Source organism: Pseudomonas sp. NPDC088890, assembly GCF_044900155.1.
Lineage (GTDB): Bacteria > Pseudomonadota > Gammaproteobacteria > Pseudomonadales > Pseudomonadaceae > Aquipseudomonas > Aquipseudomonas urmiensis.
The window spans coordinates 259,459-283,103 of record NZ_JBJDNG010000005.1 but is presented as its reverse complement, the minus strand read 5'-3'; the positions used below and the strand labels follow the sequence as shown (position 1 = coordinate 283,103).

The following is a 23,645-nucleotide window of genomic DNA, read 5'->3' as shown; positions in this document are numbered from 1 at the left end:
ATACCGCCTCGACCAGTGTCTAGCGAACCTCTTCCCAGGGCAGAACATTCCGCCCGCGCCCTGCACTTTGGCCGTTGGCCACTGCTGGATCTGATCGGTTTACATCTGTTCGATGGCGCAACCTTCACGCTGCCAGTTGCCACTGCCCCCCGCCATGACGCTTATCCGCAGCTCAGCTTACCGGCCGACTTCACCACGCGGATCGGCAGCTTTTGCACAACCCTTCGCCAGACCCTGCATGCCGATCTGGCAAGCTATTGGCTGGAGCGCGACAGCAAGGGACTGAGCCGTGAGGTCCGCCTGGCGTCATTGCGCCGAGAGCAATTGTTCACCGAGATACGTTTACGCCTAAGCGACCAGACCCTGTCGCCAGAACACGCCCAGTTGATCAACACCTGCCTTCAATTGCCGCTGCCCTGGCAACGCCGACACCTGCCCGCCACTGGCCGGCCCCAGCTCTATCGCCCGCTACTTTCCGGCACGGCGCCACACTGGCGCAGTCATCTGCCTGGGGTAATGATCCTCACTGAACACGGCCCTGAGGGTCGCTTGATCGAGGCTCACGAGCCGGTCGGGCGAGTGATCCTATGTAGCGTCGCGCATGGCATCGAGGCATTCGAAAGCCTCGCCGCGCTGCATGTGGAGCTGTGCGAACGCCTTGAGGATCAACAACAGAGCGAACCGCTGAGCAGACTACTGGTCGAGCCGGAGCAGCAGCGACGTGCGTGCCGAGCCGAGCGCCTGCGCTATGACTGGTACAACGAAGACCTCGCGCAGTCGCAGGCACTGGCCATTGGCGATGCCCATGACAAGCGCCTGACGCTCGCCTGGCGAACCGCGTTCGAACGCGGTCTGCAGCGTGACATCGGCCAGCTCGATGCCAGGCTGGCCAGCGCACTGGATCTTCACCACGAACTAAGCAGCCACGGCCCGTTAGCCACCCGCTACGGTCTGCTGCTGGAAAAACACTTGCCCAACTGGTTGCGCACCACCAGCCAGCAAGGCGTCGCGCACATCATGCAAGCGATGCAGGAGCAGGTCGCAGCCATCGAGGCAGCTGCCGCGCCTGGCATTCTCACCCTGGAGCAGTTCAAGCAGCGCCACTCGCTGTTGAATTGGGTGCGCGAGCGTCTGCGCGAGTTCTTGCAGCGCGACCCTGGCATCGATACTGCCCCGCAAGATATCTCGATCAGCGTGACCCTGGCGCGTCAGGTCGGACCGCTGCTCAACCCGCTCGACAGCAGTGCCTACATTCCCGTGGTAAGCAACCCGCAGGCAGGCACAAGCGTGGAACTGGTCAGGCAGACCTATCGGCTAGACGAGCTGGCACTGCTCAACATCGCTTGGTTCGATGTCGATTACTGGCTGACCGCACGCGTGCATCTGGACAACGACCAGGCATTACCGGCGCTTACCCCGCTGAGGGTCAAACAGATCATTCGTCGATTGAACGCTGGCAGTGGTTATCAGGCTTATCTGCGCACCCAACTGCTCGAGTCGCCACATGGCCAGTGGCGCCAACAAGCGCATGAGCACCTCAATCGCACGCGCATGAATGCCGAAGCAGTGAAGGCGCGTTACGCAGGCCATTTTCAGCGTGACACGTTCGAACAAGGCTATGGCTGGGCCAATACCGTGATCCATGCGCCCGATAGCCACAACCGCCCTCATTACAACGAGCAACAGGTGATCGTACGGCAGATGCTGGTCCAAGGGCAGACCTTGCTAGGGGTGCTGTTGCTGGTTTCCCCGGAGAACTCGAACCGCATCGTGGTCTACTGCCCCGACGCCCCAGACCGCCGCCCATGGCGTGAATACACCAATGCCAGGGCGCTGATCCGCGCCGTACGCAACGATGCGCAGCTGCGCCGCTATGCCTTGCAGCGCTTGCCACTGGGCAACGGCAACGCGCTGGAACAGCTGCTACTCAAAGGCCGCCTGGGCTCGCATATCAGCCTGCAGACGATCACCGGCAACCTTTACCAGGCGAGCTACCGGGCCGAAGTGAACCATCTGCTGGCTCAGGCCGATAACGTGACCCGCAGCAACGAAGAGTTGCTAGGTCAATATTCGGTCAATGTTCTGAGGCTACTACTGGATATCGTCACCCTGGTGCTGCCGCAGGCAGGCTCGGTGGCACTGGCGTTCGGGCGTATGGGTATTTCCATCTGGGATGGCTTTGAAGCATTCGAACACGACGATCATAGCGGTGCCCTGCATCACGCTGTCGCCGCACTCGGGCATGCCACTGCGGGGTTAAACGATATGTCGGGTTCAGGGCTGATGCGTCGAGCCATGCGTGGGCTACCAAAACCACCACCAGTACCGCTACCCCCGCATTACGAAGCGACCCCCGAAGTCGCCAGTTTGCGCTACCGCATCGATGCGCCCCACGGTGAGGCCGTCTATGAGAAAAGATCGACCAGCCCAGGTCTGTCTCAATACTTCGTGAAAGACAACCTTGGCCGCTACTTCAACGTCACCTTCGACGGGACGCGCTGGCGCGCCATTGATCCAAACTTGCCCAATGCCTATCTGCAACTGCCCATCCAGCGCTGTCTGGATGGCAGCTGGGTGGTTGATTCACCGCTGCTCTGGCATGACGGGCTACCTGATATCCAGCAACTACTGGACGACAGCCGCCTGACATCTACCCGGCAAGGCGTTGCTGACGCAGACGATGAAAACCTGTTTGAAGAGAATACCCAGCTATATGTGCAGCTGGGATCGAATCAGTTTCCCGTACGCCGCCACTTGCTCAAAAGCCACTACCACCTGGTGATGCCTGAAACCCAGCGAGGCAGCGTTGCCGCTTGGGCGGTACTGCGCTGGCAAGATGACCAGTGGCACATCCGGGTGCGCCAGACCGGCCGCAGCAGCGACTGGCTGGCGCTTCCGGCAGCTTACTCGGCAAGCCTTGGCAGCAGCTGATCGATACGTTGGTGCAGCGCACTGCCACTGGGCCAGTTGCGCAGCATCCGCGCCCGATCGCGGGAGTAGGCCGCAGCGAAGCTGAGCTGGGTGGCGTGCTGGCACATGGCGTCGAGATCGATCAGCGACCATTGGCCGTTCTGCCAGAACAGGTTGTGGCCCTTCATGTCGCCATGGCTGATGCGCTCGCGGATCAGTTGCTGCATGAGGTGGACCAGCGCCTGCAGCTGCTCTTGCGGTGCATCACCACTGTCGATATAGGGCTTGAAGCACTCGATCAGGTCCGGACCATCGGCATATTCGGTCACCAGGTAGGCACGACTGCGCAGGCCCATGACCCGTTGTTCGAGCACCGCCAGGGGCTTGGGCGTGGCGATGTCGAGGAATGTCAGGCGATGCGCCTCGATCCACGAATGCCAGGCCCGGCTCGGACGCCAGAAGCGCTTGAACCAGTGCGCAGTGTTCTTGATGTTGTAGCGTTTGAGGACCAACTTGCGCCCATCTACCTCGACCCGCGCGACACTGGCCGCGCCGCCGGTTTTGTACAAATGGCCCTGGTCGATCAAGGCGTCGGCCTGCTCCAGTACCGGTAGCATGGCCTCGACTTCTGGCCGGCGGATCGCCCGCAGGCCAGACAGGGTTCGCTGCACGCTGAACAGGGTGCACTCGCGACCGGCCTTATCCAGGTAATCCTTCAGACGCCATGCACGGACCTTGTCGACCTGCTTTTGCAGGGCTTCCAGTGGCAGCGCATGCTCGCCGTTAGCCAGCAGATAGTGCACCAGCAGTTCTTCGATGAATGGCTCCAGGCGCTTGGGCAACTGGGCGAAGAACACCCCAAGGTTTTCCAGCACGCGCTGGCGCGAGAGGTTTTGACCTGGCGTCTCGGCTTTGATTCCGGCGCCGTCGATCAAGTACAGGCGGCCGTTGTGACGCAGCAAGTTGTCCAGGTGCAAGTCCGTTTGCCAGAGGCCTTTGGCATGCATCTGCGCCACGGCAGTCAGTGCCTCGCCGAGCACCAGGTGCTGCTCGTCGGCCAACGGCGGCAGTGCTTCGACTTCGGTCCAGGCATCGCCCAGGCTCTCGGCGCCTTCGAGGTACTCGAACAGCAACCAGCCGCCCTCGCCTTCCTTGAGGCCGTCGGCCAGCAGTTGCGGGGTGGTCAGGCCCTGCGCAGCCATCAGCTTGACGCCTTCGAGCTCACGCTGGAAATGCCGCGCGGCGTTGTTGCCGACCAACAGCTTGGCCAGCACCGGGGTACCGCGCCAGATACCCGCGCCGACGTAACGCTGGCCGGGCAACACGCGCAACAGGCTGAGCAGTTGCAGCTCGGCACTGCCTGCGGCGTCGGCCAGGGTCACGCTCAGCGGCAAAGCCGGGCTGCGCCCGGCCGCTTTCAATTCAGACAAACGCATCAACGTGCCTCTTTTTCACGACGGCGGCGCACCAGGCGCTGCAGCCAGGTCGCCACCAGCGGGCTGTCGGCGGGCTGCTCAAGATAGGCGGCCAGCATGCTGCGCACATCACCCTCGCTCCAGGCGCGGGTGCGACGCAGCAGTGGTTCCAGGTCCCTGAGGCGGTCACGCATGCCCAGCAGCAGTGGGCGGGTCTTTTCCAGGTCGATCAGCTGCGCTTGCCAGCCTTCGCGGCGCTCACGCAGGAAGATGTGCTTGGGATAGAAGCAGCCATGCACTTGACCCGCTGCGTGTAGGGTGCGCGCCAGCTGACCGCAGGCCTGGAGAATCCCTAGGCGCTTCTCGGCAGCCAGCAGCGGCCATTGCTCGAGCAAGCTGTCCAGGTCGCTCCACTCGTCCAGGGCACGGGTCATGAGAATCGCGCGGTGCTGGCCCTTGCTCTTGCGCTCGCCATAGAACACCGCCTGCAAGGCCGGGATCTTGAGCTTCTGGTAGCGGCTGATATTGCGAAATTCGCGGGCGAAGGTTGGCTCGCCGAACGGTCGGTGCAGGGTCCGCGTGAGGTAGTCGCACTGGCGCTTGAGGTAATAGCCCTTGCCCTCGAGCTCCAGGCGATACACGCTGCTCCAGCCGCCACGGCCGGTATTGGGTTCGTCCACGGCGTCCAGTTGCAGCGCCCACAGCGCTTCGAAATCGTTCAGGCCGTGGCGTTGCAGCAGCGCTAGATCGCCGCTGGCCAGGTAATCGGTCATTCCCTTCCCTCGAAAAAGCGCACCACTTCGCGCACCCGTTGCTTGTCGCGGGCATTGAGCCGTTGATGCCCGCGGTATTGCAGATAGAAACGCAGGCGTTGGGTGGCCGAAAGGTGGTACTTGGCAACCTTGTCCAGGCAGGCCAGGTCCTTGATGACCCGATGGCGGAGCATGAAGCCGCGCCAGAAGTCACCGGTCGGACAATCGATGAAGAATAGCGTGCCCTGGTCATCCACCAACAGATTGCGCCACTTCAGGTCGTTATGGGTGAAGTGGTGATCGTGCATCACCCGGGTGTGGCGCGCCAGTTGCCGGCTGACGTGATCGACCCAGGCACGATCGGCCAGGCGCGGATCATTGTGTTTGGCCAGCTCCGACAAATCCTCGGTACGCGGCAACTCACGGGTGATCATCGCCCCACGGGCAAAGGCCAGGCCCTTGCGCTCCAGGCCCCAGGCCACCACCTCGGCAGTGGGAATGCCCCACTTGGCGAACTGCTTGAGGTTCTGCCACTCGGCCTTGATTCGCGGCCGCCCGAGGTAGCGGCGCATGTGCTTGCCGGCGCCAGTGTAGCGTTTGACGTAGTAATTGACCCCGCCACGCTCGATGCGCACCACTTCACTGAGTGGGTCGCTGGTCAAGCGTTCGCCCTGGAGAGCGAACACCGCCTCGAGACTGCCAAAATCCGCCGCCAGCGGTTCATAGCCCGGCGCCAGTGTCCAACCCGCCATCAGAGCGCATCCCCATAGCGTTGTTTGCGATCGTAGAGTTTCTGCGCCTTGCGTTCGAGCCAGGCGAGCAGCGCGGCCTCGTCAGCCAGGATCTGGCGTAACGGGCGCTGGAAATAGCCGCGCATGAAGCGCAGTTTGTCGCGGCGGGTCAGGCCGATGTCCAGCGCCGAGAAGTACAGCGCGGCCAGGTCTTTGTCGCGCCAACGGCGGCTGATGCTGGCACGGGTCTGGGCACGGTGCAGGTCGATCACCGACAACTTCAGATCTTCTGGCGTCACCGGGCGATCGGTGTGCAGCAAAAAGTGGCAAATGTAGCAGTCGCGGTGGTTGACCCCGGCGCGGTGCATGCCGCCAGTCATCTTCGCCACTTCGGCGATCAGCGCATGTTTCAGGCGCGGCAGCGGCGGCTGCTTGACCCAGTCCAGGCTGAAATCTTCCAAGCTGATGGTCGGCGCCAGCTCTTCGGTGACGATGAAGGAATGCTGGGTGGCAGGATTGCTGCCGCGCTCGCCATAGGCGACGGCGGTCATGGTCGGCACGCCGACTTCGTGCAGGCGCTGGATGGCCCGCCATTCCTGGCCGGCACCCAGCACCGGCAGCTTGGCGCTGAACAGGTTCTTGAAGATCTCGCCCCAGCCGATGCCGCGGTGGATCTTGACGAAATAGCCCTCGCCTTCGACTTCGGTGCGCAGCGTGCGGCGCCCTTCGAGCTCGCGGAACACTTCGCCTTGCAAGCCTTCGACGGCCTCGAAGGCATCGCGTCCGGCCCACAGGCGTTTGAACGGTTCAGCCAGTATCAGCTTCATGCGTGCTCCTGGTTGAGGATCACATCGGCAGCGTGCTGCGGCATGCTGTAGAGGTCGGCGCTGTCGGCAAATGCCAGGCCATTGCGCGACCACGTGGCACGCGCTTGGGCGTCTTCGAGCATGCGTTGCAGGTAGCGGTTGAGCTGCTCCTGCTCGAACGGCTCATCCAGCACCAGGCCGCTATCGGCCTCGGCAATGTAATGGGCATAACCGCAGACTTTCGAGACCAGCACCGGCAACCCGGCGACCAGTGCCTCGAGCAGCACCGTGCCAGTGTTCTCGTTGTAGGCCGGGTGGATCAGCATATCGGCGCCGAGCAGGAAGCGCGGAATATCGCTGCGCCCCTTGAGGAACTGCACTTGCTCGCCCAAGCCCAGGGTCGCGCTTTGCAGCTGGAAGACTTTGGGGTCGTCCTGGCCGATGACCATCAGCCGGGTGCGCTTGCGCAGGCCAGAAGGCAACGCGGCTAGGGCCTTGAGACTGCGGTCGACGCCCTTGGTCTTGAACCCCGAGCCAATCTGCACCAGCAACAAGTCGTCAGCGCCCAGGTTGAACTCCTGGCGAAACTGCGCGCGAATCTCAGCGGCGTTGTCTGGTGCGCGGCGGTCCTGGGAAATACCCGGCGGCAGCAGGTGGAAACGCTCCACCGGGGTGTCGTAATGCTTGATGAACAGCGGTTGCTGCACTTCGGAAATCATCAGGATCTCGGTGCGTGCATCGCGGGCGAACACCGCTCGCTCGTATTCGGCGAAGTGCCGGTAGCGGCCCCAGCGCCGGTACAGGCCACCGCGCAGGGTCTGCGCCTTGTCTTCGAAGCAGCCGTCGGCGGCGTAGTAGACGTCCAGGCCCGGCATCTTGTTGAAGCCGATCAGGCGGTCGACCGGGCGCTTGGCCAGGTCGGCTTGCATCCAGGCGCTGAGCTTCTCGTTGCGCCGATGGTTGAACAGCGCCTTGACCGGCGCCACCAGTACTTCGAAGCCCGGTGGAATGTCCCCTTCCCAGATCAGGGTGTAGACCCGGATCTGATGGCCACGCTTCTGGCACTCAAGGGCAATGCGCATGAAGTCACGCTGCAGCCCGCCGAAGGGGAAGTATTTGTAAAGCACGAAAGCCAGTTGCATCAACGAACATCCTCAGCCAGCAGCAACGCGCTCAAGCGGCTCGCCACATGCTCGGGATTCAGGCGAGTGAAGCACAGCGGCCACTCGCGTTTGAGATCGAACCGGCGCAGGTCCTCGGCGCTCGGTTTATAGGTGCACTTCTTCTGCAGGCAGGGCGCACAGGGGAAGTCGCTCGCCTGGTGGACCTGGACACGTCCATAGGCGCCGGTCAAACCAGGGTTGGTGGGGCCAAACAGCGAGATGGTCGGCACATCCAGCGCCGCGGCCAGATGGCCCAGGCCGGTGTCCACTGCCACGCAGGCCTTGGCGGCCGCCAGTACACGGGCCACGCCGACCAGGTTCAACTTGGGCAGTACCTGGCAGTTATTCAAGCCCTGGGCGATGCGCTCGGCGCGCGCCTTCTCGGTTGGGTTACCCCAGGGCAGGCACACCTTGAGGTTGCGCCGGCCCATGCGCTCGGCCAGTTCGCGCCAATAGGCTTCCGGCCAGTGCTTGGTGGCCCAGGTGGTGCCATGCAGGAACACCACGTAGGGTGCTGCTGGCGGCAATTGCAGACGCTCCAGGTCCAGGCCGTAGTTGCCGATGCCTTCCGGCAAGTCATAGGCCAAGGCCAAGGCGAACAGCTGGCGCACACGTTCGACGGCGTGCTGGCCAACCGCGACCGACAGCGGCCGGTCATAGAAACGACTGGACCAGCCTTCGCGCGCAGAGAAGCGATCGAGCCCTGCCACCGGCGCCTTGACGTAGCGGGTCAGCCAGGCCGACTTGACCAGGCCCTGGGCATCGATCACCAGGTCGTATTTGCGCTCACGCACGCGCTGCTTGAAAGCCTTCCACTCGCCGCTTTTGAGGGTCTGCCAGATATTCTTGCGCCAGCGACGGATCGCCACCGGGATGACCTGGTCGACCGCTGGGTGCCAACTGGGGATCTCGGCGAAGCCCTCCTCCACCACCCAGTCGAAACGAATCCCGGGGATGGCGTGAGCGGCATCGGTGAGCGCTGGCAAGGTATGGATGACATCTCCCAGCGAAGATGTCTTGATGATCAGCACCCGCACTTAGTCGACCTCAGCCACGGTATCGATCAGGTTCGGCCCGGCCAGGTGCTGCAAGGCAGCGATGACCTTGCCAGGCTCCAGCAGGCGCAGGCAGTTGTAGTGGCCGAACCGGCAGGTCCGGTCGAAGCATGGGCTGCAATCCAGGCCCAGGCGCACCACCTCGACCTGCTCGGCCAACGGCGGGGTGAAGCCCGGCGAGGTCGAACCGTAGACTGCCACCAACGGGCGGTTCAACGCAGCGGCCACGTGCATCAGGCCCGAATCGTTGGACACCACCGCGTCGGCGCAGGACATCAAGTCGATGGCTTCGGCCAGCGAGGTTTCGCCTGCCAGGTTGCTCGATTCTTCCCGCAGCCCCGGAATCAACCGGTCGCGGATCGACTCACCCACCGGATGATCGTTCTTCGAGCCGAACAGCCAGACTTGCCAGCCCTGGCGAATCATTGCATCGGCGACTTCCGCGTAATGCTCGGCCGGCCAGCGCTTGGCTTCGCCAAACTCGGCACCTGGGCACAACGCCAGCACCGGGCGATCCAGGCTCAAGCCGAATTTGGCCAGGGCGGCTTCACGGCTGGCGGCTTCGATCTGCAAGGTCGGTCGCGGGTACGGTTTAGGCAACTCGGCACCCGGCGTATAGGCCAGGGCCATGAAGCGCTCGATCATCAGCGGATAACGCTCTTTATCGAGCTTGCGCACATCGTTGAGTAGCAGGTAGCGCATTTCGCCGCGCCAGCCGGTGCGCTTGGGAATACCCGCGAAGTACGGCACCAGCGCCGACTTGAGCGAATTGGGCAAAAGGATCGCCTGGTCGTACTGGCCGGCCAGGGATTTGCCGATGCGCCGGCGCGTCGCCAGCTCAAGTGCGCCGTGGCCAAGCGGGAAGCTCAGGGCCTGGCGGACCTCAGGCATACGCTCAAGGATCGGCCGGCTCCACTCGGGCGCCAGCACGTCGATCACGCATTCGGGGTGCTGCTGCTTCAGGCAGTGGAACAGCGTTTGCGCCATTACCATGTCGCCGACCCAGCTGGGGCCAATGATCAGTATTCTCATGCTTTGTCCAGAAACGCTCGGGGATAACCCATACCTTGCGGCAACGGCTGACATGGCAACGGGCTTGCCCGGCGATAGCATCGTTGTGTGACGACGCCATCGCCGGTCAAGCCCGCTCCCAGGCAAACCGCTCGCGCGGGCTTCGAGGCGAGCCATCCCTCTTTATATTCAGGCTATATGGCGTGCAGTGTACCACTGGTGCCCGGTCGTCGCCCTGAACGCTCAACTCAGGCCAAGCTCACCCCAGATTCGCCGTACTTCGCGGCGCTCGTCGGCGAACTGGGCGGCATCGATGACCCCGGCCTGCTTCTGCAAGGCCTGGCGATGCGAAGCCGAACGGAAGGCCTTGTACACCTCACGCAGCAACACCGCATCACTGGCGGGCAGCAGGCCGGCCTGTTCGAGCTCTTCGAGGATGCGGATATTGTCGGTCCAGCGCAGTAACGCCGGGTGGTCGTGGGACCAGGCCAATGCTGCGTACTGGACCATGAATTCGATATCCACGATACCGCCGGCATCCTGCTTGATATCGAACGGCACGCCCGCATCGAAGGCGTTGCTGGCAGTGCCGGCGGCGGTGAGCTTGGTGCCGAGGTTGTCACGCATCTTGGCGCGCATCTCGCTGACCTCGACGCGCAGCTTATCGAGGTCACGGGCCTGGCCCAGCACCTTGGCGCGCACCGCCTCGAACGCCGTGGTCACCTGCTTGCACCCTACCAGCACCCGCGCCCTGACCAGGGCCTGATGCTCCCAGGTCCAGGCTTCGCCTTGTTGATAACGTTCGAACGCACCGAGCGAGCTGACCAGCAGCCCGGAAGCGCCCGATGGCCGCAGGCGCATGTCGACGTCATACAGCTGGCCGGAGTTGGTCTGGGTGGTCAGCAGGTGAATGATGCGCTGGCCCAGGCGGGTGAAGAACTGCGCGCTGTCGATCGGCTTGGCGCCGTCGGTCTCGGCATGCAGGTCGCCGTCGTGAATGAATACCAGGTCCAGGTCCGAGCCATGACCAAGCTCCAGGCCACCGACCTTGCCATACCCGACGATGATGAAGCCCGGATCGCACAGGCTGCCATCGCTGCGCTTGGGCTGGCCATGACGCGCCACGGTCTGGCGCCAGGCCAGGGCCAGCACCTGATCGAGAATGGCTTCGGCGAGCCAGGTGAGGTAGTCGCTGACTTTCATCAACGGCAGGTTGCCGCTGATTTCCGAAGCCGCCACGCGCAGGCTGTGCGCCAGCTTGAAGTGACGCAGGGCCTCCATCTGCTGTTCCAGGTCATCTTCGGGGATGCGTGTCAGCCGCTCACGCAGCTCCGAAGCCAGCTCCGGCGCCAGTGGCGGGCTGAACAGGCGGCCTTCATTGAGCAGTTCGTCGAGCAGCAGCGGATAGCGTGCGATCTGCTCGGCAATCCATGGGCTGGCGGCGCAAAGCGTCAGCAGGCGACGTAGCGCACCTGGGTTTTCGGTAAGCAGGACCAGATAAGCCGAACGCCGCGCCACCGCTTCGACCAGCGGCAGCACCCGTTCCAGCACCAGGTCCGGGTTGTCGTGCTCGACGGCCTGGGCCAGCAGGCGCGGAATGAAAGCATCCAGGCGCTCACGCCCCAAGCGCTGCATCGAACGCAACTGCGGGCTGGCACGCAAACCGGCCAGGCGCCGCAAGGCCTCGGCCGGCTGGCGGAACCCGGCTTCCTCCAGCTGTCGGCAAGCGGCTTCTTCGTCTTGGGCCTGTTCCCACAGCGGCGACCACTCCCCCCCCACCACCAACTCGCCCTCGCCCTCGTCTTCATCTGGGTCGGCGATCACTTGGCGGAAATGCCAGTCGATGCGCCCGCGCCAATACATGAGCTGATCGTGGAAGCTGTGCCAGTCGGCAAAGCCGAGGATAAAGGCCACCCGCGCGCGGTCGGTATCGTCTTCGGGGAGCATCTGCGTCTGGCGGTCGGCGATGGCCTGGATGGCATGTTCGGTATACCGCAGGAATTGGTAGCCTTCGCGCAGCTCGGCCACCACCGCCGGCGGCAGGTAACCCTGGCCCTCCAAGGTTGCCAGGACTTTAAGCAGTGGCCGCTGCTGCAGGCTCAGGTCACGCCCGCCGTGGATCAACTGGAACGCCTGGGCGATGAACTCCACCTCACGGATGCCGCCCGCGCCGAGCTTGATGTTCTCGGCCATGCCTTTGCGGCGCACTTCCTGCTGGATCAGCTGCTTCATGGTGCGCAGCGCTTCGATCGCCGAGAAATCCAGGTAACGGCGGTAGACGAACGGGCGCAGCATCTCCTGCAGTTGGGCACCGGCCGCCTGGTCGCCTGCCACCACCCGCGCCTTGATCATGGCGTAGCGCTCCCAGTCACGGCCCTGGTCCTGGTAGTACTGCTCCAGTGCATTGAACGACAGCACCAAGGCACCCGCCGAGCCATAGGGGCGCAGGCGCATGTCGACGCGGAACACGAAACCATCGACGGTGACCGGGTCGAGCGCCTTGATCAGGCGCTGGCCCAGGCGGGTGAAGAACTCCTGGTTATCCAGCGAGCGTTTGACCCCTTCGGTCTCGCCGCCTTCGGGGAAGGCGAAGATCAGGTCGATGTCCGATGACAGGTTCAGCTCCACCGCGCCAAGTTTGCCCATGCCCAGCACCACCATGTGCTGTGGCTCGCCACTGCGGTTACCGATCGGTGTGCCGAACTGCTGGCAGTGGCGTGGGTACAACCATTGATAGGCCTGGTCGATACAGGCATCGGCAAGGTCGGACAGGTCGCGGCAAGTCTCGCCCAAGGCGGCCTGGCGGGTGATGTCGCGCCAGATGATGCGCAGTTGCTGGCGGTTGCGCTCGCGGCGCAGATTACGCGCCAGCTCATCTTCGCTTTGCGCCGCCTGAGCCACGCTGGCGATCCGCGTACAGAGCTGACCCGGGGCGAAGGCCTGCTCCAGCTCGCCACTGCCCAACAGCTCGAAGAACATACCGGGCTCACGCTGGACCTGGCCGAGGACGAAATCACTGGCGGCGGCAACCTGATCGAACTGTTGCCGATGAGTGGCGCTCAAAGCGCCCAGGTGCAATTGATCGTGGCCAGCGACGGCATCGGTGAGCAACTGCTGGTTGCGAACGACCAGTGGTTGCAGGGCGGCAGGCAGATCGAGCGGCAAAGGCAGGCGCATGGACTATCCTTGATCGGCGTGAATCAGAGGGGTAAATGCGGTCGCGGCGATGCGGGACCACGGTTGGACTGTCATACAAAAGTTGGAAATAGCTGAAATAGTCGAATCATTGGCAAGAAACATCACGAATCACCCGCCTCGAACACACCGCCAACCAACATGAACGTTTTTCCTCACAACCCGGGGTGCGACCAAACGTCGCATTTCTGTAGTATTACTACTACCCCGACCGTCTAAAAGCATGAAATGCGAAAGCTTTTGTAGTAAAACTACACGGCGCCGGATCACACTCCGGTAATCCAAGAATTCACGACGTCTGCCCATAAGGCCAGTCGCAAACTCAGGCCCCCGATTCTGGTGGCCTTTCCGCCCTGGAGCAAGCCATGCAAGACCTCGATCCAATCGAAACCCAGGAATGGCTGGATGCCCTGGAGTCGGTCCTCGACAAAGAAGGCGAAGACCGCGCTCATTACCTGATGACCCGTATGGGCGAGCTGGCCACCCGTAGTGGTTCGCAGCTGCCGTATGCCATCACCACGCCATACCGCAACACCATCCCTGTCACCCACGAAGCACGCATGCCTGGCGACCTGTTCATGGAACGCCGCATTCGCTCGTTGGTGCGTTGGAACGCCCTGGCCATGGTCATGCGTACCAACCTGAAGGATTCGGACCTGGGCGGACACATCTCGAGCTTCGCCTCCAGTGCCACCCTGTACGACATCGGCTTCAACTACTTCTTCCAGGCCCCGACCGAAGAACATGGCGGCGACCTGATCTTCTTCCAGGGCCATGCCTCGCCTGGCGTCTACGCCCGTGCCTTCATGGAAGGCCGGATCAGCGAAGAACAGATGAACAACTTCCGTCAGGAAGTCGATGGCAAAGGTCTGTCCTCGTACCCGCACCCATGGCTGATGCCTGACTTCTGGCAGTTCCCGACCGTTTCGATGGGTCTGGGTCCGATCCAGGCGATCTACCAGGCACGCTTCATGAAGTACCTCGAAGCGCGCGGCTACATCCCGGCTGGCAAGCAGAAAGTCTGGTGCTTCATGGGCGACGGCGAGTGCGACGAGCCGGAATCGCTGGGCGCGATCTCCCTGGCTGGCCGCGAGAAGCTGGACAACCTGATCTTCGTCATCAACTGCAACCTGCAGCGCCTCGACGGCCCGGTTCGCGGCAACGGCAAGATCATCCAGGAACTCGAAGGCGTGTTCCGTGGCGGTGGCTGGAACGTCAACAAAGTGGTCTGGGGCCGTTTCTGGGACCCACTGCTGGCCAAGGACGTCGACGGTATCCTGCAACGTCGCATGGACGAAGTCATCGACGGCGAGTACCAGAACTACAAGGCCAAGGACGGCGCGTTCGTCCGTGAGCACTTCTTCAACACCCCAGAACTCAAGGCCATGGTCGAAGACCTGTCCGACGAAGAGATCTGGAAGCTCAACCGTGGCGGTCACGACCCGTACAAGGTCTATGCGGCCTACCACCAGGCGGTCAACCACAAAGAGCAGCCGACTGTCATCCTGGCCAAGACCATCAAGGGTTACGGTACCGGTGCTGGCGAAGCCAAGAACACCGCGCACAACACCAAGAAGGTCGACGTCGAGAGCCTGCGTCACTTCCGCGATCGTTTCGACATCCCGGTCAAGGACGAAGAGCTGGAAAACCTGCCGTTCTTCAAGCCTGAAGAAGGCAGCGCCGAGGCCCGTTACCTGGCCGAGCGCCGCAGCGCCCTGGGTGGTTTCGTACCACAGCGCCGCGAGAAGAGCATCAGCATCCCGACCCCGCCACTGGAAACCCTGAAGGCGATCCTGGACGGCTCGGGCGACCGCGAAATCTCCACCACCATGGCCTTCGTGCGGATTCTGGCGCAGCTGGTCAAGGACAAAGAGATCGGTCAGCGCATCGTTCCGATCATCCCGGACGAAGCCCGTACCTTCGGTATGGAAGGCATGTTCCGCCAGCTGGGCATCTACTCCTCGGTCGGCCAGCTCTACGAGCCAGTCGATAAAGACCAGGTGATGTTCTACCGCGAAGACAAGAAGGGCCAGATCCTCGAAGAGGGCATCAACGAAGCCGGCGCCATGTCGTCGTTCATTGCTGCGGGCACTTCCTATTCGAACCACAACCAGCCGATGCTGCCGTTCTACATCTTCTACTCGATGTTCGGCTTCCAGCGTATCGGTGACCTGGCCTGGGCCGCTGGCGACAGCCGCACCCGTGGCTTCCTGATCGGCGGTACCGCCGGCCGTACCACCCTCAACGGTGAAGGCCTGCAGCACGAAGACGGTCACAGCCACCTGCTGGCCGGGACCATTCCGAACTGCCGCACCTATGATCCGACCTACGGCTACGAGCTGGCGGTGATCATCCAGGACGGCATGAAGAAGATGACCGAAGAGCAACAGGACATCTTCTACTACATCACCGTGATGAACGAATCCTACCAGCAGCCAGCCATGCCGGCCGGTGTCGAGGAAGGCATCGTCAAGGGTATGTACCTGCTCGAGGAAGACACCAAGGACGCGGCCCACCACGTTCAGCTGATGGGCTCCGGCACCATCCTGCGTGAAGTCCGTGAAGCGGCGAAGATCCTGCGTGAAGAGTTCAACGTCGGCGCCGACGTGTGGAGCGTCACCAGCTTCAACGAACTGCGTCGCGACGGCCTCGCCGTAGAACGCGCCAACCGCCTCAAGCCTGGCCAGAAGCCACAGCAGACTTACGTCGAGCAGTGCCTGACCGGTCGCAAGGGTCCGGTTATCGCATCGACCGACTACATGAAGATCTTTGCCGAGCAGATCCGCCAGTGGGTGCCGAGCAAAGAGTTCAAAGTCCTGGGTACCGATGGCTTCGGTCGCAGCGACAGCCGCAAGAAGCTGCGTCACTTCTTCGAAGTCGACCGCCACTTCGTGGTGCTGGCTGCCTTGGAAGCCTTGGCTGACCGTGGCGAGATCGAACCTAAGGTGGTGGCTGACGCCATCGTCAAGTTCGGCATCGACCCGGACAAGCGCAACCCACTGGACTGCTGAGGAGTATTTTAAGTGAGCGAACTCATTCGCGTACCTGACATCGGCAGCGGTGAAGGTGAAATCATCGAGCTGTTCGTCAAGGTTGGCGACCGCATCGAGGCTGACCAGAGCCTGCTGACCCTGGAGTCCGACAAGGCCTCCATGGAGATCCCTGCCCCCAAGGCAGGCGTGATCAAAGAGCTGAAGGTCAAGCTGGGCGATCGCCTGAAAGAAGGCGACGAGCTGCTGGTGCTGGAAGTCGAGGGCGCCGCTGCGGCGTCCGAGGCTCCGGCCGCAGCCGCCCCTGCTGCGCCCGCCGCCGAAGAAAAACCCGCTGCCGCCCCGGCTGCAGCGCCTGCCCAGGCCGCAGCTCCAGCTGCAGCCAGCGTGCAGGACATCCACGTGCCGGACATCGGCTCGTCGGGCAAGGCCAAGATCATCGAAGTGCTGGTCAAGGTTGGCGACAGCGTCGAAGCCGACCAGTCGCTGATCACCCTGGAGTCCGACAAGGCCTCCATGGAGATCCCTTCGCCTGCCGCTGGCGTGATCGAAGAAGTGATCTGCAAGCTGGACGACGAAGTCGGCACTGGCGACCTGATCTTCAAGCTGAAAGTCGCAGGCGCCGCTGCTGGCGCACCGGCTCCAGCGCCAGCCGCTGCTGCGCCGGCCAAGGCTGACGCGGCTCCTGCAGCTGCCCCTGCCGCAGCGCCCGCTGCCGCCCCAGCACCGGCCGCCACCGCTCCAGCGGCTGGCAGCAACGCCAAGGTCCATGCCGGCCCGGCAGTGCGTCAGCTGGCCCGCGAGTTCGGCGTCGACCTGGGTGCAGTAGCAGCCACAGGCCCGCACGGTCGCATCCTCAAGGAAGACGTGCAGGTCTACGTCAAGGCCATGATGCAGAAGGCCAAGGAAGCACCGGCAGCTGCTGGTGCAACCGGTGGCGCAGGCATCCCGCCGATCCCGGTGGTGGACTTCAGCAAGTTCGGTGAAGTCGAAGAAGTCGCCCTGACCCGCTTGATGCAGGTCGGTGCCGCCAACCTGCACCGCAGCTGGCTGAACGTGCCGCACGTGACCCAGTTCGACTCCGCCGACATCACCGAGCTGGAAGCCTTCCGCGTTGCCCAGAAAGCAGTGGCCGAGAAGGCTGGCGTCAAGCTGACCGTGCTGCCACTGCTGCTCAAGGCCTGTGCCCACCTGCTCAAGGAACTGCCGGACTTCAACAGCTCGCTGGCACCCAGCGGCAAGGCGATCATCCGCAAGAAGTACGTGAACATCGGCTTTGCCGTGGACACCCCGGATGGTCTGCTGGTCCCGGTGATCAAGAACGTCGACCAGAAGAGCCTGCTGCAACTGGCTGGCGAAGCTGCGGCGCTGGCCGAAAAAGCCCGCACCAAGAAACTGTCGGCCGACGACATGCAAGGCGCTTGCTTCACCATCTCCAGCCTCGGTCACATTGGCGGCACCGGCTTCACGCCGATCGTCAACGCGCCTGAGGTGGCGATCCTCGGTGTATCCAAGGCCACCATGCAGCCGGTCTGGGATGGCAAAGCCTTCCAGCCCAAGCTGATGCTGCCGCTGTCGCTGTCGTACGATCACCGTGTGATCAACGGCGCCGCTGCTGCGCGCTTCACCAAGCGCCTGAGCGACCTGCTGGCGGATATCCGCACCATGCTGCTGTAACGCGTTACAACCTGCCTTCCCAAGCGCGAAGGCAGGCCCCCTTTCGAGCTGCCACGCTCGTACCTCAACCCCGCCCTTGGCGGGGCTTTTTTTTGCCCAGGCCAGAGCGGCTTTAGCCGTCAACCCACCCCAGCAACCTTCAGACTTCACTCAGCCTGCCGACAACCTGTTCACAGCATCCCTTATGGCCGCTTGCCAGCCTCCGGGACATGATGCAACCTTGCCAGATGCGCGACCGACCAGGCCTGCGCCACCCTCTTCAAGCGAGTCTTCGATGAAAAGCCAACCCGATGCCGCCAGCCGTGTGGCGGCCGAGGTCGTCACGCAGCTCCCCGTGCCCTCGCGGCTCGGCATGCTGCGTTTCGAAAGGCTCAACGAAGCCAATTGGGCCATGCTGTACCTCGATCCCGCCTGCGACCGTCAGTTCGGCCTGCCCGCCGCCGACCTCTGCGCCTTGATCGGCTCGCCCTATGCCAGCCTGATGGAGCCAGAAGCCCGCTACCGGTTGCACGACGAGATCCAGCTGCAGTTGACCCGGCGCGGCCACTACCGGGTGCGCTACACCCTGCACGCCAGCCCCGAGCCACTGCGCCTGCTTGAAGTCGGCGAAGCCTACAAGCAGCATGGCCGGCAACTGCTGCGCGGCTACCTGACTGTGCTCGACGATGCTGCAGAAGACGCTCCGGACCTCGCCGCCAGCGACCTGGAAACGCGTAACAACCGCCTGCAAATCGCCCTGCAACTGAACCAGCGCGCCCAGCAGGAGCAGCTCGAACACCTGGAGCGGGTACGCGCCCAGCAGGACCTGATCCTGCGCCTGGCACGCCAGCGCTACAGCGCCGACAACTCGTTGCTCGAAGCTGCCGAGCTGATTACCCAGAGCGCCTGCGAAATCTACAAGGTCGACTGCGCCAGCATCTGGTACCTCGATGACCAGCGCCTGGAGCCGATCAGCGCCTGGTATCGCCTGGAACAGCAGCACCGACTGCCCGAGCCCATCGACGCCAGTCGCTTCCCCGACTACCTCGACGCCCTGCACGCCAGCCGCGCCATCGACGCACACAATGCCAGCCACGACCCGCGCACCCGCGACATGGCCGAGACCCTCTACCCCAGCGCCAACAACGCCATGCTCGATGCCAGCATCCGCGTCGATGGCCAGGTAGTCGGCGTGTTGTGCCTGGAACAAACCGGCACGCCGCGGGCCTGGCAGTCCGATGAGATCGCCTTTGCCGGCGAGTTGGCCGACCAGTTCGCCCAGGTCATCACCAACCACAACCGGCGCACCGCTGCCAGCGCCCTGCACCTGTTCCAGCGAGCGGTGGAACAGAGCGCCAGCGCGTTCTTGCTGGTCAACCGTGACGGCGTGGTGGAGTACGTCAACCCAAGCTTCACCGCCATTACCCAGTACAGCACCGATGAGGTCCAAGGCCACCGCCTGTCGGAATTGCCCGCCCTGGAGAACCTGAGTGAACTGTTGTTCGACTCGCCTTCGAGCCTGGCCATGGGCAACAGCTGGCAGGGCGAGTTCAAGAGCCGGCGCAAGAACCTCGAGCCCTACTGGGGCCAGCTGTCGATTTCCAAGGTGTATGGCGACAACCGCGAGTTGACCCACTACATCGGCATCTACGAAGACATCACCCAGAGCAAGCTGGCCCAGCAGCGCATCGAGCGCCTGGCCTATACCGACAACCTGACCAACCTGGGCAACCGCCCGGCGTTCATCCGCAACCTCGATGAACGTTTCGCGCGCGACCAAGAGACCTCAATCTGCCTGCTGCTGGTCGATATCGACAACTTCAAGCGGATCAACGACAGCCTCGGCCACCAGACCGGTGACAAGCTGCTGGTCAGCCTCGCCCGGCGCCTACGCAATAGCCTGCACGCTGGCGGCATCCTGGCGCGTTTCGCCAGTAACGAATTCGCCGTGCTGCTCGATGATATCGGCCTGGAAGACGGCCAGGCGGTGGCGCAGCAGCTGTTGCGTACCCTCGACAAACCGATGTTCGTCGACAACCAGCTGATCAACGTCACCGCCTCGGTAGGTCTGGCCTGCGCGCCGCTGCATGGCAGCGACCCGCAAACGCTGATGAAGAATGCCGGGCTTGCCCTGCACAAGGCCAAGGCCAACGGCAAACACCAGGTGCAGGTGTTCACCGAGGTGCTCAATGCCGAGGCCAGTTACAAGCTGTTCGTCGAAAACAACCTGCGGCGCGCCCTCACCCAGAATGAGCTGGAAGTGTTCTACCAGCCTAAGCTGTGCCTGCGCAGCGGGCGTTTGCTGGGCCTGGAGGCGCTGCTGCGCTGGAACCACCCAGAGCGCGGCATGATCCGCCCCGACCAGTTCATCAGCGTGGCTGAGGAAACCGGCTTGATCATTCCGATCGGCAAGTGGGTGGTGCGCCAGTCCTGCCGGATGAGCCAGCAACTGCGCGACGCGGGCATGGGCAACCTGCATGTGGCGATCAACCTCTCGCCCAAGCAGTTTTCCGACCCCGAGCTGGTCAGCTCGATTGGCACCATCATCAAGGAAGAGGCCCTGCCGCCGCACCTGCTGGAGCTGGAGCTGACCGAAGGCCTGCTGCTGGAAGCCACCGAGGACACCCACCGCCAGCTCGACGAGCTCAAGGCGCTGGGCCTGACCCTGGCGATGGACGACTTCGGCACCGGTTACTCGTCGCTGAGTTACCTGAAGAAGTTTCCCATCGACATCATCAAGATCGACCGCAGCTTCATCAACGAGATTCCCGACAACCAGGACGACATGGAGATCACCTCAGCAGTGGTGGCCATGGCCCACAACCTCAAGTTGAAGGTGGTTGCCGAGGGCATCGAGACCGCCGCACAGCTGGCGTTCCTGCGTCGCCACCGCTGCGACGTCGGTCAGGGCTACCTGTTTGACCGGCCAATTCCGGGGCGTGAGCTGGTCGACAAACTCAAGCGCTATCCGCGCGGACCGATGGCCTGACAGCAGCCTCTGACTCGGGCACTATTAGCGACAGCGTCGGCCTTTTCGCGGGCAAGCCCGCTCCCACAGGTACCGCGCCGCCATCAAACCTGGCTCTGTACCTGTGGGAGCGGGCTTGCCCGCGAAAAGGCTACCCCATTCCCGACTTGGAAAAACAGAGGAACAGCCATGGTCCTGCGTTCGGAAATCCTGGTGAACAAAAACGTCCTGCCCACCGCGGAACAGGCCCTGCCTGGCCGCGACACGCCGATGACCCTGCCAGAGAAGCACTTCGTCTTCGAAGATACGCCCCTGCTGGGCCCGTTCTTCGACGATGTCGACTTCGCCATCTTTGGCCTGGGCTGCTTCTGGGGTGCCGAGCGCCGCTTCTGGCAGCGTGAAGGTGTGGTCAGCACCGTGGTCGGTTATGCCGGTGGCTTCACCCCGCACCCGACTTACGAAGAAGTCTGCTCGGGCCTGACCGGCCACACCGAAGTGGTGCTGGTGGTGTTCGACAAGGCCAAGGTCAGCTACGGCGAACTGCTGGCGATGTTCTGGGAGCTGCACAACCCCACCCAAGGTATGCGCCAGGGCAACGACATCGGCACCCAGTACCGCTCGGCGATCTTCTGCACCAGCCCTGAGCAGCTGGAGCAGGCCCAGGCCAGCAAAGCGGCCTACCAGGCCGAGCTGGACAAGGCCGGTTTCGGCCCGATCACCACCGAGATCGCCCAGGCGCCTACGGTGTACTTCGCCGAGGCCTATCACCAGCAGTACCTGGCCAAGAACCCCGATGGCTACTGCGGCATCGGCGGTACCGGTGTGTGCCTGCCCCCTAGCCTGCAAGGCAACTGAGGGCAAACCATGGCGACGATGACCCTGTTCCACTCACCGCTGTCGCCGTTCGTGCGCAAGGTGATGGTGGTGCTGCATGAAACCGGGCAGTTGGATCGGGTGCAACTGCAAGCGGTCAATGTCAGCCCGGTGGCCGGCGACGAGCAGCTCAACCAAGGCAACCCGATCGGCAAGATCCCGGCATTGCGCCTGGAAGATGGCAGCGTGCTGCATGACAGCCGGGTGATCTGCGAGTACCTCGACACGCAGCATGTGGGCATTCCATTGATCCCCCGTGAAGGCTCGGCGCGCTGGCGGCGGCTGACCCTGGCCTCGCAGGCTGATGCGATCATGGATGCGGCTGTTTCGCTGCGTTACGAGACGTTCCTGCGCCCGCCTGAGAAACGCTGGGACGGCTGGATCGAAGCGCAATCGCAGAAGATCCGCCGGAGCCTGGCGAACCTTGAGCGCGAGCATCTGCCGGAGCTGGTGTCAGGCTTCGATATCGTTGCCATTGGCGTGGCTTGTGCGCTGGGTTATCTGGACCTGCGCCAGCCCGACTTTGGCTGGCGCGAGCAGCAACCGGGGTTGGCTGCCTGGTATGCCGAGGTGGCTTTGCGTCCTTCGATGGTCGCCACCACGCCTGTTGCCTGACTGACGCTATCGCGGGGCAAGCCCGCTCCCACGCACTGTCTCAGAGCATGTGGAAGCGGGCTTGGCTCATCTGGCTGTCACTGCAAACAACAGCCCAATCTTCCAGGCCAACCAGCGCCCAACTTCGCGATCCTCCCTCATGCCGACCTCCCCACCCGCGACCAGTCCAGCCGGCGGGTCAGCACCATGAACACACCCAGCAAGCCAAAGCACAGCAACGAGCCCATCAGCAGCGCATAGTCCTCAGCGCTAAGCAGCCCAAACAACATCGCATACAGCACCGCCAGCCCGGCCGCAAAGCCGACCCCACGCCACAGGCTGTGCAGCACATGGCTCAGGTAAAAACCGATCAGCAACACACACGCCGAAGCAGACAAGCCATACGCCGGGCCAAAGCCAAGATGCTCGGACAGCGACAACAGCAGCAGGTAGAAAAACGCCAACGCCACCCCGACCAACACGTACTGCACTGGGTGCACGCTGAGATTCTTCAGCACTTCGAACAGGAAGAAGCCGGCAAAAGTCAGGGCAATGAACAACAGTGCGTATTTGATCGCCCGCTCGCTCTTGAGGTACTGGTCAACCGGGTCGACAAAGCTCACGCCGAAGGTCCGCTCCTTGTAGTCCGCGCACTGGGCAACCGTGGCGCACTGGAGCAGGGCATCTTCCAGGTTGGTGGCGAAGAACGAGGTCTGCCAGTGCGCCTTGAAGCCCTCGGCGTTGATCTCGCGGCGGCTCGGCAGGTAGCTGCCGACGAAGCTTGGGTGCGGCCAGTTGGCGTGCATGTCGACACTGCTGGTACGGCCAACCGGCAGCACATGCAGTTGGCCAGTGCCCTGCAGGGCGAGGTCGAAGGCGTAGCTGAACTCGCGAGCGCTCTGCCCATCCAGCCCAGGCAGGGCGACGTGTACCCCGCCGCGCATCCAGTCCAGCCCTGTACCGGCCTCGAACGGCAGGCGCTGGTCATCCAGGGTCAGCTCCAGGTTGCTCTCGATGCCGCGGATATCGCTGATGCCAACAGCCAGGAAGGGTTTGTCGAAGCGGTAATCTTCATAGTCTTTGTCGATGCCCCAACGCTCTGGCAGCTTGAAGTGCCCGGAGATCTGGCTTTTGGCGTGGAACAATCGCGCCTGATAAATGCCCCGCGAGCGCAGCTCGGTGTCGATGCCAATCTCGGCGTCGAAGGTTTCCGGCAAGAAGTACAGGTGACCGTTGACGGTGGTGGTCTCCTGCACGCTGTGGCCGTCCTTGTCGATCCAGCGCCGCTCGTACTTGCGGTAAGGCACCACCAGCAAGGGGCCAGATATCTGCTGCTCGAAGCTGGAGCTCTGGGCGATATCTGCCAGCACGCTGTCACGCAGGGTCTGCCGCTCTTCGATCAGGCCGCCAATCATCAGCAGCGGGATCAACAGCAGCAACATCAGCAAGGCGATCATGCCGAGCTTGAAACTCAGGGTTTTGTTCATGGGCAAGGGCTCCGTTTGCGATGGGCGCAGTGTGTGCTG

The 23,645-nt window shown here is 63.0% G+C and carries 15 protein-coding genes; 6 read left to right on the top strand and 9 right to left on the bottom strand.

What is annotated here, in order from left to right; translation table 11 throughout:
• The first annotated feature begins 15 nt into the window (after positions 1-15).
• Positions 16-2,931 carry a dermonecrotic toxin domain-containing protein gene (locus ACI2JX_RS13675; protein WP_404690276.1) on the top strand — a complete coding sequence of 972 codons (2,916 nt, stop codon included), beginning with the start codon at positions 16-18 and terminating at the stop codon, positions 2,929-2,931.
• On the opposite strand, the gene ACI2JX_RS13670 is transcribed toward ACI2JX_RS13675, so the two are convergent.
• From ACI2JX_RS13670 to glnE, 8 genes are all read right to left on the bottom strand, one after another.
• Positions 2,904-4,346 (bottom strand): lipopolysaccharide kinase InaA family protein, encoded by a 1,443-nt coding sequence (locus ACI2JX_RS13670; RefSeq protein WP_368972230.1) that lies wholly within the window; start codon positions 4,344-4,346, stop codon positions 2,904-2,906. The two genes, ACI2JX_RS13675 and ACI2JX_RS13670, sit on opposite strands and share 28 nt — an antisense overlap.
• Positions 4,346-5,098 (bottom strand): lipopolysaccharide kinase InaA family protein, encoded by a 753-nt coding sequence (locus ACI2JX_RS13665; RefSeq protein ID WP_404690275.1) that lies wholly within the window; start codon positions 5,096-5,098, stop codon positions 4,346-4,348. Before ACI2JX_RS13665 ends, ACI2JX_RS13670 begins: the two co-directional genes overlap by 1 nt.
• A complete protein-coding gene (locus ACI2JX_RS13660) occupies positions 5,095-5,829 on the bottom strand; it encodes a lipopolysaccharide kinase InaA family protein (protein WP_264235311.1) in 735 nt (244 codons plus the stop codon). Before ACI2JX_RS13660 ends, ACI2JX_RS13665 begins: the two co-directional genes overlap by 4 nt.
• Positions 5,829-6,635, bottom strand: a complete 807-nt coding sequence (rfaP, locus tag ACI2JX_RS13655; protein WP_404690274.1) for a lipopolysaccharide core heptose(I) kinase RfaP — start codon at positions 6,633-6,635, stop codon at positions 5,829-5,831. The genes ACI2JX_RS13660 and rfaP overlap by 1 nt, the downstream gene beginning before the upstream one ends.
• Positions 6,632-7,756 carry a glycosyltransferase family 4 protein gene (locus tag ACI2JX_RS13650; protein ID WP_264235309.1) on the bottom strand — a complete coding sequence of 375 codons (1,125 nt, stop codon included), beginning with the start codon at positions 7,754-7,756 and terminating at the stop codon, positions 6,632-6,634. Before ACI2JX_RS13650 ends, rfaP begins: the two co-directional genes overlap by 4 nt.
• Positions 7,756-8,814: a lipopolysaccharide heptosyltransferase I gene (gene waaC / locus ACI2JX_RS13645; protein ID WP_264235308.1), complete on the bottom strand. Its 1,059-nt coding sequence runs from the start codon at positions 8,812-8,814 to the stop codon at positions 7,756-7,758. Before waaC ends, ACI2JX_RS13650 begins: the two co-directional genes overlap by 1 nt.
• Positions 8,815-9,864: a lipopolysaccharide heptosyltransferase II gene (waaF, locus tag ACI2JX_RS13640; protein ID WP_186552739.1), complete on the bottom strand. Its 1,050-nt coding sequence runs from the start codon at positions 9,862-9,864 to the stop codon at positions 8,815-8,817.
• Between the two features lie 222 nt (positions 9,865-10,086).
• Positions 10,087-13,020, bottom strand: coding sequence for a bifunctional [glutamate--ammonia ligase]-adenylyl-L-tyrosine phosphorylase/[glutamate--ammonia-ligase] adenylyltransferase (gene glnE, locus ACI2JX_RS13635; RefSeq protein ID WP_404690273.1), 2,934 nt, complete (start codon positions 13,018-13,020; stop codon positions 10,087-10,089).
• A gap of 383 nt (positions 13,021-13,403) precedes the next feature.
• Here glnE and aceE point away from each other — a divergent pair, with 383 nt between their 5' ends.
• From aceE to ACI2JX_RS13610, 5 genes are all read left to right on the top strand, one after another.
• Positions 13,404-16,049 carry a pyruvate dehydrogenase (acetyl-transferring), homodimeric type gene (gene aceE, locus ACI2JX_RS13630; protein WP_368972234.1) on the top strand — a complete coding sequence of 882 codons (2,646 nt, stop codon included), beginning with the start codon at positions 13,404-13,406 and terminating at the stop codon, positions 16,047-16,049.
• Positions 16,050-16,061: 12 nt separating this feature from the next.
• On the top strand, positions 16,062-17,705 hold the full coding sequence (gene aceF / locus ACI2JX_RS13625; RefSeq protein WP_404690272.1) for a dihydrolipoyllysine-residue acetyltransferase: 1,644 nt from the start codon (positions 16,062-16,064) through the stop codon (positions 17,703-17,705).
• A 274-nt stretch (positions 17,706-17,979) separates the two neighbouring features.
• The gene (locus ACI2JX_RS13620) at positions 17,980-20,673 is read left to right on the top strand and encodes a putative bifunctional diguanylate cyclase/phosphodiesterase (protein WP_404690271.1); all 2,694 of its coding nucleotides are present in this window, start codon (positions 17,980-17,982) and stop codon (positions 20,671-20,673) included.
• Positions 20,674-20,841: 168 nt separating this feature from the next.
• The gene (msrA, locus tag ACI2JX_RS13615) at positions 20,842-21,507 is read left to right on the top strand and encodes a peptide-methionine (S)-S-oxide reductase MsrA (RefSeq protein ID WP_264235304.1); all 666 of its coding nucleotides are present in this window, start codon (positions 20,842-20,844) and stop codon (positions 21,505-21,507) included.
• 9 nt (positions 21,508-21,516) lie between these two features.
• Entirely contained in the window at positions 21,517-22,140 is a 624-nt protein-coding gene (locus ACI2JX_RS13610) for a glutathione S-transferase (protein ID WP_404690270.1), read from the top strand.
• A gap of 137 nt (positions 22,141-22,277) precedes the next feature.
• Here ACI2JX_RS13610 and creD read toward each other — a convergent pair whose 3' ends face one another.
• Positions 22,278-23,606, bottom strand: coding sequence for a cell envelope integrity protein CreD (gene creD / locus ACI2JX_RS13605; protein WP_404690269.1), 1,329 nt, complete (start codon positions 23,604-23,606; stop codon positions 22,278-22,280).
• Positions 23,607-23,645: the final 39 nt, after the last annotated feature.

Bases quoted from the DNA above. Each gene is read 5' to 3' on its own strand.
- ACI2JX_RS13670 (WP_368972230.1), bottom strand. From the start codon at position 4,346: ATGCGTTTGTCTGAATTGAAAGCGGCCGGGCGCAGCCCGGCTTTGCCG.
- ACI2JX_RS13665 (WP_404690275.1), bottom strand. From the start codon at position 5,098: ATGACCGATTACCTGGCCAGCGGCGATCTAGCGCTGCTGCAACGCCAC.
- ACI2JX_RS13660 (WP_264235311.1), bottom strand. From the start codon at position 5,829: ATGGCGGGTTGGACACTGGCGCCGGGCTATGAACCGCTGGCGGCGGAT.
- rfaP (WP_404690274.1), bottom strand. From the start codon at position 6,635: ATGAAGCTGATACTGGCTGAACCGTTCAAACGCCTGTGGGCCGGACGC.
- ACI2JX_RS13650 (WP_264235309.1), bottom strand. From the start codon at position 7,756: ATGCAACTGGCTTTCGTGCTTTACAAATACTTCCCCTTCGGCGGGCTG.
- waaF (WP_186552739.1), bottom strand. From the start codon at position 9,864: ATGAGAATACTGATCATTGGCCCCAGCTGGGTCGGCGACATGGTAATG.
- glnE (WP_404690273.1), bottom strand. From the start codon at position 13,020: ATGCGCCTGCCTTTGCCGCTCGATCTGCCTGCCGCCCTGCAACCACTG.
- aceE (WP_368972234.1), top strand. From the start codon at position 13,404: ATGCAAGACCTCGATCCAATCGAAACCCAGGAATGGCTGGATGCCCTG.
- ACI2JX_RS13620 (WP_404690271.1), top strand. From the start codon at position 17,980: ATGAAAAGCCAACCCGATGCCGCCAGCCGTGTGGCGGCCGAGGTCGTC.
- msrA (WP_264235304.1), top strand. From the start codon at position 20,842: ATGGTCCTGCGTTCGGAAATCCTGGTGAACAAAAACGTCCTGCCCACC.
- ACI2JX_RS13610 (WP_404690270.1), top strand. From the start codon at position 21,517: ATGGCGACGATGACCCTGTTCCACTCACCGCTGTCGCCGTTCGTGCGC.
- creD (WP_404690269.1), bottom strand. From the start codon at position 23,606: ATGAACAAAACCCTGAGTTTCAAGCTCGGCATGATCGCCTTGCTGATG.